This is a genomic window from Lutispora saccharofermentans (assembly GCF_024363565.1).
Classification (GTDB): domain Bacteria; phylum Bacillota; class Clostridia; order Lutisporales; family Lutisporaceae; genus Lutispora; species Lutispora saccharofermentans.
This window is the reverse complement of record NZ_JAJEKE010000003.1, coordinates 243,166-257,871: the sequence shown is the minus strand read 5'-3', so window position 1 is coordinate 257,871 and position 14,706 is coordinate 243,166. Positions and strand designations below refer to the sequence as shown.

At 44.0% G+C, this 14,706-nt stretch carries 12 protein-coding genes; 3 read left to right on the top strand and 9 right to left on the bottom strand.

All coding sequences use genetic code 11. From position 1 onward, the window contains the following. Positions 1 to 52: 52 nt before the first annotated feature. The 8 genes from LJD61_RS06110 to LJD61_RS06075 all read right to left on the bottom strand — a co-directional run bounded on the left by LJD61_RS06110 (position 53) and on the right by LJD61_RS06075 (position 9,231). Positions 53 to 1,459, bottom strand: a complete 1,407-nt coding sequence (locus tag LJD61_RS06110) for a uracil-xanthine permease family protein (protein WP_255226635.1) — start codon at positions 1,457 to 1,459, stop codon at positions 53 to 55. A 23-nt stretch (positions 1,460 to 1,482) separates the two neighbouring features. Next, positions 1,483 to 2,370: a carbon-nitrogen hydrolase family protein gene (locus LJD61_RS06105; RefSeq protein ID WP_255226634.1), complete on the bottom strand. Its 888-nt coding sequence runs from the start codon at positions 2,368 to 2,370 to the stop codon at positions 1,483 to 1,485. 463 nt (positions 2,371 to 2,833) lie between these two features. Further along, on the bottom strand, positions 2,834 to 3,622 hold the full coding sequence (locus LJD61_RS06100; protein ID WP_255226633.1) for a cyclase family protein: 789 nt from the start codon (positions 3,620 to 3,622) through the stop codon (positions 2,834 to 2,836). A 153-nt stretch (positions 3,623 to 3,775) separates the two neighbouring features. Continuing rightward, a complete protein-coding gene (locus tag LJD61_RS06095) occupies positions 3,776 to 5,020 on the bottom strand; it encodes a YlbE family protein (protein ID WP_255226632.1) in 1,245 nt (414 codons plus the stop codon). A gap of 41 nt (positions 5,021 to 5,061) precedes the next feature. After that, the gene (locus tag LJD61_RS06090; RefSeq protein WP_255226631.1) at positions 5,062 to 5,235 is read right to left on the bottom strand and encodes a fdrA domain protein; all 174 of its coding nucleotides are present in this window, start codon (positions 5,233 to 5,235) and stop codon (positions 5,062 to 5,064) included. 145 nt (positions 5,236 to 5,380) lie between these two features. Continuing rightward, a complete protein-coding gene (gene fdrA / locus LJD61_RS06085; protein WP_255226630.1) occupies positions 5,381 to 6,934 on the bottom strand; it encodes an acyl-CoA synthetase FdrA in 1,554 nt (517 codons plus the stop codon). A gap of 459 nt (positions 6,935 to 7,393) precedes the next feature. Continuing rightward, entirely contained in the window at positions 7,394 to 7,795 is a 402-nt protein-coding gene (gene mce / locus LJD61_RS06080) for a methylmalonyl-CoA epimerase (RefSeq protein ID WP_255226629.1), read from the bottom strand. Positions 7,796 to 8,043: 248 nt separating this feature from the next. Further along, positions 8,044 to 9,231 (bottom strand): CaiB/BaiF CoA transferase family protein, encoded by a 1,188-nt coding sequence (locus tag LJD61_RS06075; RefSeq protein ID WP_255226628.1) that lies wholly within the window; start codon positions 9,229 to 9,231, stop codon positions 8,044 to 8,046. A 484-nt stretch (positions 9,232 to 9,715) separates the two neighbouring features. Between LJD61_RS06075 and LJD61_RS06070 the strand changes: the two genes are divergently transcribed. Beyond that, on the top strand, positions 9,716 to 11,320 hold the full coding sequence (locus tag LJD61_RS06070; protein WP_255226627.1) for a SulP family inorganic anion transporter: 1,605 nt from the start codon (positions 9,716 to 9,718) through the stop codon (positions 11,318 to 11,320). 36 nt (positions 11,321 to 11,356) lie between these two features. On the opposite strand, the gene LJD61_RS06065 is transcribed toward LJD61_RS06070, so the two are convergent. After that, positions 11,357 to 11,782 (bottom strand): tetratricopeptide repeat protein, encoded by a 426-nt coding sequence (locus LJD61_RS06065; protein WP_255226626.1) that lies wholly within the window; start codon positions 11,780 to 11,782, stop codon positions 11,357 to 11,359. A gap of 223 nt (positions 11,783 to 12,005) precedes the next feature. On the opposite strand from LJD61_RS06065, the gene LJD61_RS06060 reads away from it, so the two are divergent. Then, positions 12,006 to 13,079 (top strand): hypothetical protein, encoded by a 1,074-nt coding sequence (locus tag LJD61_RS06060; protein WP_255226625.1) that lies wholly within the window; start codon positions 12,006 to 12,008, stop codon positions 13,077 to 13,079. A gap of 25 nt (positions 13,080 to 13,104) precedes the next feature. Next, positions 13,105 to 14,688 carry an ABC transporter substrate-binding protein gene (locus tag LJD61_RS06055; protein ID WP_255226624.1) on the top strand — a complete coding sequence of 528 codons (1,584 nt, stop codon included), beginning with the start codon at positions 13,105 to 13,107 and terminating at the stop codon, positions 14,686 to 14,688. Positions 14,689 to 14,706 lie beyond the last annotated feature (18 nt).

The following is a 14,706-nucleotide window of genomic DNA, read 5'->3' as shown; positions in this document are numbered from 1 at the left end:
GAAAGAAATGCGCCATTCCTTTCCTCTATCTTCATCATATGCTTTATTAATATTATTCTTCTATTTCTTCCTGTTCGCCTTTGAACGCTACGTTTAAAAGGAGGTGGAGCACTATACCTACTAAAACAGCGATAACAACTGTGTTTGTCAAGAAAAGCTGTATCAAAGGAGTTTGTGCCTTTGTCCATTCGCTTATGCCGTATGTTGCATAAACCGGTATGCCTACTGCAAAGAGCATTGTAGTGCCGACCAAGAAGGAGTTGGCTGTTGTCGGTTTAGCAGAGCTTACAAGCTGAATGCCGGAGGTCACTATAGAACCGCATACTATTACGAATACAGCGCCGATAATGGATCTTGGAATAGCAACCAACAATGCACCGAATTTCGGGCTTAATCCGTATAGAAGCAATATGCAGGCTGAAACTTTAACAACATACCTTGATGCAATTTTAGTTGTAGATATTATTCCTATATTCTGTGTATAGCTTGATACAGGTATGCCGCCAAAAATGCTGGCAATGATGCAGCCTAATCCTTCAGCCATTATGCCTTTGTTCATATGTTTTACTCTATATGTTTCACCGCTTACTGCACAGGTTGCAGCATAGTCGCCTATGGATTCAACTATTGATCCGAGATATCCTACGAAAACACCTATTATGGCTCCGCCTATGAATTTCCAGCCAAAGCCGGGTCCGCCATAGGGGAAGAATCCGGGAAACGCAAACCAAGGTTTTGAGGCAACCAATGCCCAGTCAACCTTGCCCATAACTCCGGCCAGGCCTAAACCAATAATCCAGATTGAGAAGAATATGGAGCCTCTGGATATGATACCGTTTGCAATATTCTTAGTTGTGAATTGGAGTATGAATATCAATAATATTGTTGCTGCCGCCAATATGAAGTTAGATGCCGAACCATCTCCGATCATCCAGCCGACAGCTGTTCTGCCCAGTGAGTAGCCTATGCTCATAACAACTACTCCGGATACAACAACGGGGAACATTTTTCTTAATACACCCAGTACCCTTGTTGCACCAAGAAGCATCTCAATTATACCGCCAACCAATATTGCGCCCCACATAGCAGGCATGCCATATAGTGCTACAACTGAAGTGAGAGCTCCTGTAACCGTAGCGGATGGCCCTTGTATTATTGGAAGCTTGTTGCCGAATGTGGTCTGTAAAAGTGTTGCCAGGCCCATGCCGAAGAGTCCGCGGCTTACCCATACAGCTCCTTCGTCCGGTCCTAAGCCTGCTGCAGTCGCAACTAATAAGGGCAATACGAAAGGTGAAATGTCTACCAAAGTGTGCTGCCATCCGTATAGAAGGCTTTCCCACCATGTGTTTGGCTTGTCGTCTATGCCTAAAATGGGTTTTACGATTCTTGGGTTTTCTTCCCAAACCGGTTGTTCCTGGGGGTCTAGAACAGCATTTTTATTGAGCTCTGCGTTTGACATGAATTTACCTCCATTTATTTATTCTATTTTTTTCTTCCTTTTTCCCATATATCCCTTCCGCTTATAGGGAACTGACTCTTAGCTTCTTCTAAAATTCCTTCATATACTTTGAGGTTTCTGTCCTCTAAGTGATTGAATATCATAGGATTTCTTACTCCATAGCTGATGTATTTCAGCGGATCCGGATCAAGCTTTGCTGTGATTATTGTTTCTCCGGCTGTTGCTAATGCAAGCTGCTCAGCAATAGGGCTTACTATCATACTGTTTCCAAAGTTGCAATTGCCGCATGCATCCATTCCTGTTAGATTTATACCTGCCAGATATACATGGTTATCATAAGCTCTTGCGTGATTTGTAAGCTTCCAGATTTCGAAGCTTCTTACCAATGCTGAAGGTCTGACTATTATTTCTGCGCCCTTCATTGCCAATATGCGGCTTAATTCCGGATAGTCTCCGTCAAAACATATTATCATTCCGATCTTTGCAAATGGCAATTCATACACATCTGCCGTATTGCCCGGCAATGCCCATTCTCTCTCAGCGTAATAGATGTGAGTTTTGTTGTATACTCCTACTACATCACCATTGAAGCCTACGAGTATGCTGGAGTTATAAACATCTCCCCTTTTTTCTCCTCTGGTGTAGCTTGGAAATACCACGTGGACTTTATTTTTTTGTGCAGCCTTGCTGATCTCCTCACTTATTGCGGGGACTGTATCCACCAGATCCCACAAGCCTTCCCTTGAGAGCCCTGTTTCAAATCCTGTAGTGACAGTTTCCGGGAAAACTATAAGGTCCGGATTGTATTCTTCTGCTGCTCTGTTGAGCCACTCTACTGCTTTCTTGATATTCTTTTTTACATTATTGGGTTCAATGGCTATCTGAACACCTGCGATAATTGTTTCTTTCATTTCTTCACCCCAAGTATTATTTTTGAGCCCAGGATACTCTGAATCTTTAGTTATTAGTATATCTAAGCAGGAATTAATGCTGCGAGCCTAAGAGTGATTTCACTGCAATAATTCTTTACTAGCGTTTTATAAATTTCTTGCCACTTTGGGCAATTCATCTTAGTTGTGCTGGCTGATAAAAGAGTGCATTGTGAAGGGGCTTAGAGTTTGTTAGCGATGTATAGGAAAAGTTGCATCAACTGTTTGAGCCTATATGCTGTTAAATTAGAAAATCTCATAACTTACTTTAGTATCAACAGTAATGACAAACGCTATATGCGAGTTTTGATGCAACCCTATGCAAGCTTACAAACTCTTAGTCCCGGAGCTTTAGCAATCGTTATCAGCTAACACAACAAGACTGAAACAAAGTTATTGCAATAAAATCAAGATTCAGAGTCTCCCGATGGCTCGTGTGATCAGATTAGTCTTCTAAGAAAGCAACCATTCTGCAGAATGCAGCTTCGCCGCCTTTGAAGTTCCATGGGAAGCATCCCAATGTAAGTCTCTTGTTCTGAAGCTCAGGAGCTCCGATCTGTCCGCCGAGGTTCTCAGCATGTATGCAGTCGTTTTTGAACAATGCATTGTGAGTCAGCTGATAGTCTTGTTCCGGGAATAATTTGTCTACAACTTCTTTTCCGCCAAGGTTCTTTTCTGCCAATGCTCTTACTCTGTCGCACTGTCCGAATGTGCCTTTTCCTAAGAATCTGCCTATGGGAAGGTTCATCGGATGGTCAGTGGAAACAGCGTCTACGCACCAGAGCTTTATTTTCTTCTTTATCAGCCAGTCTACCATGTCCGGGTGTGCGCCGGGATGAAGATGGATGTATCTTTCTTCGTCGGGCTCAGATCCGAATGTGGCATATTTGTACCAGCCTGTGTGAAGAACGAGGATATCTCCTTCTTTTACTTCTACTCTTTTTTCGATCATTTCGGGAGTGTATGCTGCAAGGTCAAACATTTCATCTCTCAGGTCAACGATAACGCCAGGCCCATATAACCATTCCAAAGGAATCTGGTCTATTGTCATACCGTCAGTGATAAAGTGTCTTTGTGCATCCAGGTGAGTTCCAATGTGGTTTGATGTGGAGATATACTGAGCGTTGACTCCGTGCTCAGGCTTTCTCTTGAAGTATTTTGCCTCAAATGGCGGATAATAAGGCCAGAACTGAACGTCAGCATTTAAAGGTTGTGATAAATCATAAAGTTTCATTATATAAACCTCCAATTAAATTATTTTTGTATTATTTTTGACAATTATAAATTTCAATCTTTTTCGGATATTTACCTTTGTGTGTGCTTCACAAATAGTTGAAGCAGTTTTTGTTAATATGTGTTAGCAATATCTGATATTGGTTAACTGTTGCTATTTGTTTAATCCCTTTTCTACCATGAATCTTGCGGCTTTCTTGAAGCAATCCATAGGAGCTGTTACCAAGCCTGCGCCAACCTGGCCGACTCCGGGGTCCTTGTGGGCCATACCTGTGTTTATTCTTGGTACAAGGCCTGTTTCAAGCACTTTTACCATGTCTATGCCTGTGGGAGTCCCTCTGAAGTCAAGTGTTGGAATCTTGAAGTTCTTGTTTTCTGCCCCTGTGATTTCATACATTTCTTGTGTAAACTTAACAGCATCCTTGTATGTGCCGCCTACGAAAGCAACTATGGCAGGAGCTCCGGCCATTGCAAATCCGCCTATGCCTGTGGTCTCCGTTATTGTGCTGTCGCCGATATCCGGGTTTGCATCATCTTGTGTAAAGCCGGGGAAGAACAATCCCTTTGGCGTATTAGCAGGTGCTGTGAACCATTCGTCGCCGAGTCCGCTGATCCTGATACCGAAGTCCACGCCGTTTCTGCACATAGCCGTAACGATGGTGCTGCCTTCGATGTTGTGCGCTGCATCGGTGATGGCTTTGCACATTGCCATGGTTATATTGATCGTGAAGTGCTCGTTGCCGTTGATGAATTCAAATACCTTTGATATTTCTTCCTTGCTTGCACTCACCTTGCTGAGGTATTGGCCTATCATCTTTGCAAACATTGCAGTAGCTGCTCTGTTTCTGTTATGGCAATCGTCACCCATTTGAAGAGCCTGGATAACAAGAGCTTTCCAGTCGATGCCGCCGGATAATTCAACAGCTTCCTTCATTATCGGGTACATGTTGTCTTCCATCCAGTGCAATCTTTCAACCACTGCGTCGGAGAAAGCACCGAATCTCAAGCATTTTCCTAAGCCCTCGTTCATATTTGTGTATGAGAAATTGCCGTATTTTTTGTTTTCCATTATGAAAACAGGCATGGATGCCGACATAACGCCTGCCATGGGGCAAACTGCGTTGTGGTGGTGATTGGGCTCGAATTCGATTTCTCCGCTTGCCGCAAGCTTTCTTGCGGAGGCTTCGTCTGCAGCCATTCCTTCATATATCAAGGCACCTATAACTGCCCCCTGCATCGGCCCGCACATCCTGTCCCAGGTTATCGGTGGTCCTGCGTGCAATATGAGGTTCTTTTTCATGCCGGGAACTACGTCTATTGCTTTTCCGGCTCCAACTAAATAAACATCTGAGTCTTGTAAGCGCTTTAGCGCTTCTTCGTTAGCTAGTTTTCTATCCATTTGAATTATCCCTCCTATAATTTAACCGTGAAGCACGGTTATTAACCAAGTAATGCGGCCAATAAATCGGCTGCTTCGCTGTCTCCGCCTGCCGGCGGCCTCCAGTCCATTTGTACGGATATCACATTTTGATCCTTCAGGTCCTGGCAGAATTGTTCCAGACCGATGTTTAAAACCTTAAGCTCCTTGCCGAATATATCATTAACTCTTTTCATCTTTTAACCTCCCCGATTATCACTTAACTAACCCGCCCTAAGACCCCCGCCCATATAGGCGGCGGGTGCCTAAGGGCGGCTAAGTCCAGTATGGACTCGACTAACATTCAGTGTGGAGCAAATCCCCCACTGAATGAAGTCTCGTTCAAAGTGCCTTCATGATCATGCCGGCCAATTTCGATGCCTTGGCATTGCTGCTGACCACGATGGCCCCTGCATCCTCAAGCTTAGCTTTCTGCAAAGCCCAGTTCTGAGGGTCTTCTTCGGTACCGCAGATGTAGCAAATGACAGGAATGTATATACCCTTTTTCTCCATTTTTTCCCTAGCCTGCTTGATCCTCTTTGCGAAGACTCCGGCCGGGTCGGCATGGGTGCCATAGCCTATGACTATGTCAAGAAGTATGACCGCTACATCCTCTTTTTCCACCTCGTTCATGAATTCTTCTTCCCTGAGGGTAGTATCGATCATCGGATGAGCTCTGCCTACCGTGAACTGGTCATCACCGTAGTCCACACAGCAGTTTTCCTGCATTATATTGGCATCTGCAAGCTTCATCTTCTTGTTCAGCGGCGTATTGGAGTACACGTCTCCTATATAGTCTCTGAGAACGAGCATGCTTTCGTAGCATAGCGTACCGCCGCTGTATAGGCCTCTCAGATATTTTTGCCCGGGCTTTATCGATTTGGCTTGTTCTTCTGCTATAGCTTCCAGTTCATCATTATTTTCCATGCTGTATTTCGAGCAGCAGGAGGCCTCGGCAAGCTTGACAGCTTTCACAGCCGCTTCTTCCAATGTAGAGGCTGCCGCTTTGCCTATTGCCTCCACCTTGTTCTTATCTCCGCCTATGAAGTTTATCACAACAGGCTTCTCTACATTTTCCTTTATATAAGCCAGCATCTTATCGGATATTTCTTCTGCCGGCGGTTTGGATATGACTACTATCACTTTGGTCTCAGGGTCATTGTTTAGGGCTTCGATTCCCTGGAGCATCGTGATGCCCCCGATTTCTAGGGACAAATCCCTTCCGCCGGTACCAATGGCCTGGGATATGCCTTCGCCTAATTTGTGGATCAATACCATGACTTCCTGCATTCCTGTCCCTGCAGCCCCGACCATCCCTATGCTGCCTTTCCTGACCTTGTTGGCAAAGCCCAAGGGGACATTGTTGATCATTGCCGTGCCGCAGTCAGGTCCCATGAGAAGCAGTCCGTTTTCTCTGGCATAGGTCTTGAGCTCAAGCTCTTCTTCTTTGGTCACGTTGTCGCTGAAGAGAAGAACGTGCATATCATTTTGGAGAGCTTTCATCGCTTCTCTCCTGGCATATTTTCCGGGAACGGATATTATGCAGAAATTCAGGCCGGGAACTGCCTTCAGCGCAGAATCAAAGGATTTTGGCTTGTATTCCTCGCCATCATCTCCGCCGCCATGCTGGTTAAGCAATCCGTCTACTTCAGCCAATGCCTGTTCTATGGCTTCTTGTGTTTCAGCACTGATGGCTATGACCAGATCTTCGGGAACCGCAGCTTCTGATTCCGGTGTCAAAAGGCCTGTTCTTTTGAGAACCTCTTTGTTAAGGTCGGAGCCCATCAGAATCGCTGCTTCTGTTACGCCTTCAAATTCCGAAAGCTGCTTGGTCGCGATCATAAGCTTAACTGAATCATAGTACTCGCCAGGTCTGATTACAGTTTTAATTAACATCGATTTACCTCCTTAGTTATATGTCAAACGAATCATCAAAGCTTGTTGAACGAGACTTCATTCAGTGGGGATGGGGCCCCACTGAATGTTAGTCGAGTCCATACTGGACTTAACCGCCCTTTGACATTCACATCCTTTCGAGGCGAAGGGCTTAGGGCGGATTAGTCAAGTGTTAATCTCTTAACTGATGTTCTGAATAAAAGAATTCAATTTTCATGGGATTTTCCCTTTGGTATGTGATTATGAACATTTAGTCCTAATGTTGTTATGGTTTTATAGAAGCGAATTTTGAGGCTGAGATGTTTTTTGGGTGAATGTAAAAAAAGAACCGAGGCTGCTCCATACAGTTTGGGTTCTTTTTCTCATATTTACATAATTCTACTGCAATAATTCGTTGTGCTAACTGATAACGATTGCGAGAGCTCCGGGACTAAGAGTTTGTAAGCTTGCATAGGATTACTATTCACATTGGGATAGTTCCATGAGAATATTGCCGGTACATTCAGGCTTCATAAAAATTATCCTCCTGGACCTGGCGCCTTTTTTCGGTTCATCCTCGATAAACTCTATTCCTTTGCTCTTCATGTATTCGACTGCCTTATCGATGTCCTCCACCTGGAAAGCCAAATGCTGCAAGCCGTTTCCCCTGCTCTTGAGGAAATAAGCAATGGTACTGCCTTCGCCTGTCTCTTCCAAAAGCTCCAGATCTGTTTCCCCTATGGGATAAAAGGCTACTTTGAGTTTTCTTTCGGGCACTTCTTCTATTCCCGTCAGGGGAATGCCCAGCACATTCTCTAAAAAGCTTCCCAACTCCTCGATGTTGTCCAAGGCTATTCCAATATGATCTAAACCTATGATCATCCCTCAACCCCCTCTATCCGTGTAGTATACTATTATATCATATTCTTATTGGATAAGCTATCTAATAAGAACGAGACTTCATTGCTTGAAAGTCCAGCTCTATTGTCATCCTGAAGGCTTTCATTGCTATTTCAGTGATAAGGGGTTTGAGAGTGATGCCTGAATATAGAAAAGCCCTGAGGGTCAATATTAGGAGGCATATAGGCAAGATTGACATCACCTCAGGGCAGAACCAGCTTTGCTCTGTTTTAGAATATTCCTTTTTCTTTTAATGCTTCAAATTCATCCCGGCTTATTCCGAGAAGCTCTGAAAGCAGCTGAGCAGTGTCTTCTCCCAATACAGGAGCAGCTTTCTTTATTTCTCCCTGGGTTTCACTCATCTTGATGGGCACTCCCGGGATTTTCAGAGGACCGGCCACCTTGTGCTCTACCTCCACTATCATGTTTCTGGCGAGGACCTGAGGGTCTTCCAGCACCTTGTCCACAGTATTTATGGGACCGTTGGGAACGCCTGCTTCATCCAATATATCCTGCCACTCCTTCACGGTTTTGTTCAGCATCTTTACCGCTATAAGAGGCCTGAGCTCTGTATAATGGTCATTTCTCGAAGGATTGGTCTTATATTCATCGATTTCAAGAAGCTCCCTTCCATCTATGGCATTGCAGAACTTTTCCCACAGCGCATCATTTCCTGCTGCCACCATGATCTGCCCGTCTCTGGCATCAAAGGGCTCAAAGGGTACAATAGACGGATGCCTGTTGCCTTCCGGCTTTGGAGCCTTGCCTGTGACCACATATCTTGATATTGCATTCTCAAGGATGGCCACCTGGCAGTCAAGCATTGCCACATCAACCTTTTGGCCTATGCCGGTCTTTTCCCTGTAGTTCAGAGCCGCCAATATTCCGATGGCAGTAAATAGCCCTGCTACAATATCTCCCATGGAAGTTCCCACCCTGGTGGGCTGCCCGTCCTTTTGACCGGTTATGCTCATTATTCCGCCCATGGCCTGAACCACTGCGTCGTAAGCTGCCCTTTTGCTGTAGGGCCCGCTGTGCCCAAAGCCGGAGCAGGCAGCATATATTATTTTGGGATTGACCTCTTTCAATACATCATATCCCAGGCCCAGCTTTTCCATAGTGCCCGGTCTGAAATTTTCTGCCACTACATCCACGTTTTTGATCATTTCAAGAAAAAGCTCCTTTGCTTCAGGCTTTTTCAAATTCATGGTCATGCTCCTCTTATTCCTGTTAAGGCTCATGAAATAGGCGCTTTCACCTTCCACATAGGGTCCGAACTGCCTGGAATCGTCTCCTGTAACAGGCTGCTCCAGCTTTATCACATCGGCTCCCATATCGGCCATTATCATTGTAGCATAGGGTCCTGAAAGCACTCTTGTCAGATCCAGGACCTTGATGCCTTCTAATGCTTGATTCAAAATTATCCCTCCAAAATATCCTCATGCGATAAACGTTATGGTCTTAATATTTCTTCGGGAGTCGCTGTGAAACCTTTATAACGATATCCAAATATTATACACCTTATTAGTTACTGTTTAATAACATACTCATCGGGCTCTTATTGTGTGAGCCATCAACATATGTTAAAATATTTGTGTAACTATTAAAAAAATATAATATAATCTGTTGTGATAGCTGATAACAAGTATAAAGCTTCGAGGCTAAGACTTTGTAAACTTGTATAGGGCTGCGTCAAAACTCGCATGCAGCGTTGTCATTACTGTTAAAATTCAAGTAAGTTATTAGAGCTTTAGATTTAACAGCATATAGGCTCAAACAGTTGACGCAGCTTTTCCTATACTTCGCTAACAAACTCTAAGCCTCTTCACAAAATACTCTTTTATCAGCTATCACAACAAGTTAATATGTATTACATATGTAAATTGAAAGGAGCATTTATAAATGCAGGTTTTCAGACCAAAATTCTTTACGGTGATCAAAAGCTACAATACAGATCAGTTCATCAAAGACCTGACAGCCGGAATTATCGTAGCCATAATCGCCCTTCCTCTTTCTATAGCGCTGGCCATAGCCTCCGGCGTTTCCCCGGAAAGAGGGCTCTATACAGCCATAATTGCCGGCTTTCTTATTTCATTTTTGGGCGGAAGCAGGGTTCAGATCGGGGGACCTACAGGCGCCTTTATGATAATCGTATATGGAATAGTCACAGAATACGGCATGGACGGTCTTATAATTTCCACCATCATGGCGGGCATACTGCTCATATTGATGGGCGTGCTTCAGCTGGGAAATTTGATCAGATTCATACCTTATCCTATTACGACGGGCTTCACCGGCGGAATAGCTTTAGTGATTTTTACCGCTCAGATCAAAGACTTTTTAGGCATATCCGCAGAAAACCTGCCTGCAGATTTTATAGGAAAGTGGATGGCATATTTCAAAAATGCGGGATCATTAAATTGGAACAGCGTCATCCTGGGAATAGTATGCATCATGATAATTGCTCTTTGGCCCAAATTCAATAAGAAAATCCCGGGTTCCCTTATAGCTTTGATAGTGGCTACAGCAGCGGCATATTTCTTAAAGCTTGATATAGAGACCATAGGCAGCAAGTATGGAGAACTGTCTTCATCCTTGCCGATGCCTTCACTCCCGGCCATAAATCTTTCTACTGTAAAGATGCTGATACGGCCTGCCGTAACCATAGCCCTTCTGGGAGGCATAGAGTCCCTGCTGTCGGCAGTGGTAGCCGACGGGATGATAGGAGGCAAGCACAGGTCCAACACCGAACTCATCGCACAGGGCATCGCCAATATTGCCTCCGGAATCTTCGGCGGCATACCTGCTACGGGAGCCATAGCCCGCACCGCTGCCAATATCAAAAACGGCGGCCGCACGCCTGTTGCAGGAATGGTGCATAGCTTGGTCCTTCTTTTGATCATGCTCATGTTTATGCCCCTTGCAAAGCTTATACCGCTGTGCAGCCTGTCGGCGATTTTGATGGTGGTGGCGTACAATATGAGCGAATGGCGGGCTTTCAGGGATATGATAACTGGAGCGCCCAAAAGCGATGCATTTGTGCTTTTGGTCACGTTTATACTGACTGTGGTATTGGATCTGGTAATTGCCATTGAAATAGGCATGTTCATAGCAAGCCTGCTTTTCATGAAGAGGATGGCCGATACGACTAAAGTAAACAGCATAGATGGAGATGTACACCAATTGTCTGATGATGTTTTAGTATATGAGATGACAGGCCCCTTCTTTTTCGGTGCAGTCGATAAGTTTATGGAAATAATCGATGAATCTAAGAAACCCTGCAAAGCCCTTATCCTCAGCATGAGCCATGTTCCTGCCATGGATGTATCGGGCTACAGGGCTTTGATGAGCCTATACCTGAACTGCAAAAAGCATGATATCCGCCTGATAATTTCCGATCTCCAGGCTCAGCCGTACTCCGTATTGGAGAAGGCAAAGTTTATCGACAAGCTTGGAAGTGAAGGAGTCTGCGAAAGCCTCGCCAAGGCAGCAGAAATGGCGTCATAGACGCATGATGAGCCATCGAGAACCATCTCCGATGGCTCATCCCTTTATATGTTTTTTATAGGCTTTCCTGTACATCTTGATATATTTCATATATTCGGAGTATTGTCCCTTCTCCTTCATCACCACGGCCATATTATAATAAGCCAGATAATAGTCCGGGTCCGCAGCCATTGCCCTTTCATAATATTTCACCGCAGCTTCCATATCACCGGCTTCCTTTGATATGCTTCCCATGTTCACGATGGACGGCGCATAGTCTTTGTCTATGGCTAAAGCCCTCTCAAAGCAAGCTATGGCTTCATCCCTTCTGTTTTCTCTTATGCAAGCGACGCCCAGCTTATTTATGGCAGGGCAATGGTCTTCCCGCTCCTTCAGTATTTCTTTGAAGCATTCCGCTGCCTCATGGTTTTTGTTCCTTTCCAGAAGTCTGCAGCCCTTTTCATACATCTCATCCATGTTCATGCCGATAACCTCACACATTTTTCTGTGATTTCATGTTAGCATTGGAAAAGTATGCTGTCAATAAAAGCAATCATTAACATTTCTATAGAAAAACAGCAAAATTTCGGTATTCCATATTAATGACATTTCATTTTTGTGGACTAATAATTATATTATTAAACATAATTTTCCCATTGGACAAATAATCATATTACTGGAATATAATTTTAAGGGGGTTAAGCAATTGAAAAAAACATTATCATTCCTTATCATTGCGGCTTTAATATTATGCACTATGATTCCTGTAGCTGCCGCAGAGGAAACAGTTGAGGGGGTTGTCAAGGATTTCTCCGGTAATTCCATAACCATCGCTGCAGATGGTAAGATTCTCACCTATTCAATAGACTCAAACACCAAAATTTTGCTGAATGGTATGCCCTCCATTCTTTCAAATGCAGCTTATAAGGGCGTCAAGGTTCAATTCAAAGCATCCGGGCAAAAAGCAGCGGAGCTGAATTTCAGCGAGATAGGCGACCAGCACCAGGGGTATATGACTATGGCAGTTATATATCCCCGTGAAATGATCACGGACACCAATACGGATTTATACTACAGCCCTGCAATCTCCACTGCCTCAAAGACGGAAACAGGGGTAGAAGATGAGAGCATATATACCGTAAGAGACTCAAAAACAATAGACCTGGGCAGCATCGATTTGGTCAAGGATTCATTGAAGGTGGTTCTAAACGGCAAAGAATTAAAGGTTATATATGATGAAGCAGTCCAATTTGATAAGTCGGCAGACAATGACGAAGTAAAGATAAGTTATGATACGGAAAGCGAAAATGAGCTTTTGCTGAATTTTGAAAAAGAAATAAGCGAAAAAACCGAAGACATCGAAAAAATCCTCAAGATCAATTACAAGAAGAAAATGTATAAAATCTCCGTAAAAGAACTGTACAATTTTATCCTGGATGAAAATGTACATGTAGAGCTGAACGGCGTTGAAACATCCGTGCCGAAGGCGATGAACAGAAGCACTTATGCTTACTATATATTGAATCCGGAAGGAAGGATCATCTATATAAACTCCTTCTATCAGGATCTGGAATGTGTGATCGACAGCATAAACGGCAATAAAATAAGCATATCTGTGAACATATCCGATAGAGCACCCTTTAAGGATACCGTAGAATTATCTCCGTCGGTATCGATAAACGGAGGAGCTCTTTCAGTAAATGATTTAAAGGTCAAGGATGCAATAAAGCTTACCATTGATCCCTATGACGCCTATAGGGTTACCAGCATCGTGAAATAAATGAATTTTGATAGGAGGGTTAAGCATGAAAAAGTATAGATTATTGATATCAATGCTCATGGCATTTACACTGGTATTCTCAAGCCTTGCCCCCATATGGGCGGACACGGTAAAGGGAAATGTGATCGTCGACAGTCAATTTGCCGACCCAATGAGCCTGGTTCCCGGATGGGGCACCGACCAATCCACATCGGATCTCGGCGGCTTTCTTTATGCTCCGCTGCTTGGCAATGATGAGAAATTGAATCTCTATCCTCTGGTTGCAGAATCCTATTCCGTATCCAAGGATCTCCTCTCTTACACCGTCAAGCTTCGAAAGGGCTGGAAGTGGCATGACGGCGTCGAGGTCACCGCCGAGGATGTGAAATTCACCTATGACACCATTTTGAATCCTGATGCAAATGCTATGAGAAGGCCTGATGTCCTCGATTCCAAGCTCAAGAGCGTAGAAGTAAAGGACAAATATACGGTAGTTTTTCATCTTTCAAGCAAGAATATATGGTTTGAATACGCCTTAAATGATAATTACTGGCTCCCTAAGCATATACTTGGCAATGTCCCTGTAAGGGATATTCAAAAGCATGATTACTTCCAGAAGCCTATAGGCAACGGGCCCTTCAAGTTTGTAGAATATACCCATGGTGAAAGGATCGTATTTGAGCCCTATAAGGATTATCCGGCACAGTTCAAGCCGAAGACCCCTTCAGACAGGTATATTTATCAAATAGTTCCTTCACAGGCTACAGCACTGCTGAAGGTGCAAAAAGGGGAAGCAAACTTCACCTTTTGCTCAGCTGCGGACATACCGGCCACAAAGAAGTTTTCTAATCTGACAGTCAAAGACTTCCCTGATGCATCTATAATGTACATTTCCTTCAACCAGAGAAGGCCATTCTTCTCCGATAAGAGGGTGCGCCAGGCCATAGCTCATGCTATCAATAAAGATGCTTTATCAAAGGGGGTATATAAAGGATATTACGTCCCCGCGGCTTCCTACTATCCATCACTGCACTGGTTCCATAACCCGAATGTCAAAACATACGATTATAGCCTCTCCAAAGCAAAGCAGCTTCTGGATGAAGCAGGCTGGAAGGTAGGCAAGGACGGCATAAGGGAAAAGGACGGAGTAAAATTCAAATTCACCTTGCTGGCTTTGAAGGGCAATGTAGGCAGAGAAAAGACTTGTGTTTTCATTCAAAGCAGCCTGAGGCAATTGGGTATTTCTGTAGAGGTAAGATCCCTTGAATGGAATACAATGAATACAAAGTACATCGATGCTAAAAACTATGATGCTGCATATATAGCTTTGGGCCAAAGCTTCATACCTCTTCCCGGATCTTCCTTTGGGAAGGATGGAGTCTTCAACAGCGGAAGCTATTATAATGCCGAGGTTGAAAAGCTGATCAATATAGTAAATGAAGCAAACAGCAAGCAGGAGGCAAAGGATGCCATGTTCAGGATGCAAGAAATCGTCCAGGAGGAGCTTCCGGTATTGACTTTGCTCTATCCAAGCAATACCTATGCTATGGATAAGAGGCTCCGGGATGTAAATCTCATATACGGCAATTACTTTGAGCCTGCCGAATGGCATGTAAACGCCAACTACTAATATCAAATCACCTATAAG

What these genes read in the sequence shown, in the direction of transcription:
- LJD61_RS06110 (WP_255226635.1), bottom strand. Translation starts at nt 1,459, where the DNA reads ATGTCAAACGCAGAGCTCAATAAAAATGCTGTTCTAGACCCCCAGGAA.
- LJD61_RS06105 (WP_255226634.1), bottom strand. Translation starts at nt 2,370, where the DNA reads ATGAAAGAAACAATTATCGCAGGTGTTCAGATAGCCATTGAACCCAAT.
- LJD61_RS06100 (WP_255226633.1), bottom strand. Translation starts at nt 3,622, where the DNA reads ATGAAACTTTATGATTTATCACAACCTTTAAATGCTGACGTTCAGTTC.
- LJD61_RS06095 (WP_255226632.1), bottom strand. Translation starts at nt 5,020, where the DNA reads ATGGATAGAAAACTAGCTAACGAAGAAGCGCTAAAGCGCTTACAAGAC.
- LJD61_RS06090 (WP_255226631.1), bottom strand. Translation starts at nt 5,235, where the DNA reads ATGAAAAGAGTTAATGATATATTCGGCAAGGAGCTTAAGGTTTTAAAC.
- fdrA (WP_255226630.1), bottom strand. Translation starts at nt 6,934, where the DNA reads ATGTTAATTAAAACTGTAATCAGACCTGGCGAGTACTATGATTCAGTT.
- mce (WP_255226629.1), bottom strand. Translation starts at nt 7,795, where the DNA reads ATGATCATAGGTTTAGATCATATTGGAATAGCCTTGGACAACATCGAG.
- LJD61_RS06070 (WP_255226627.1), top strand. Translation starts at nt 9,716, where the DNA reads ATGCAGGTTTTCAGACCAAAATTCTTTACGGTGATCAAAAGCTACAAT.
- LJD61_RS06065 (WP_255226626.1), bottom strand. Translation starts at nt 11,782, where the DNA reads ATGAACATGGATGAGATGTATGAAAAGGGCTGCAGACTTCTGGAAAGG.
- LJD61_RS06055 (WP_255226624.1), top strand. Translation starts at nt 13,105, where the DNA reads ATGAAAAAGTATAGATTATTGATATCAATGCTCATGGCATTTACACTG.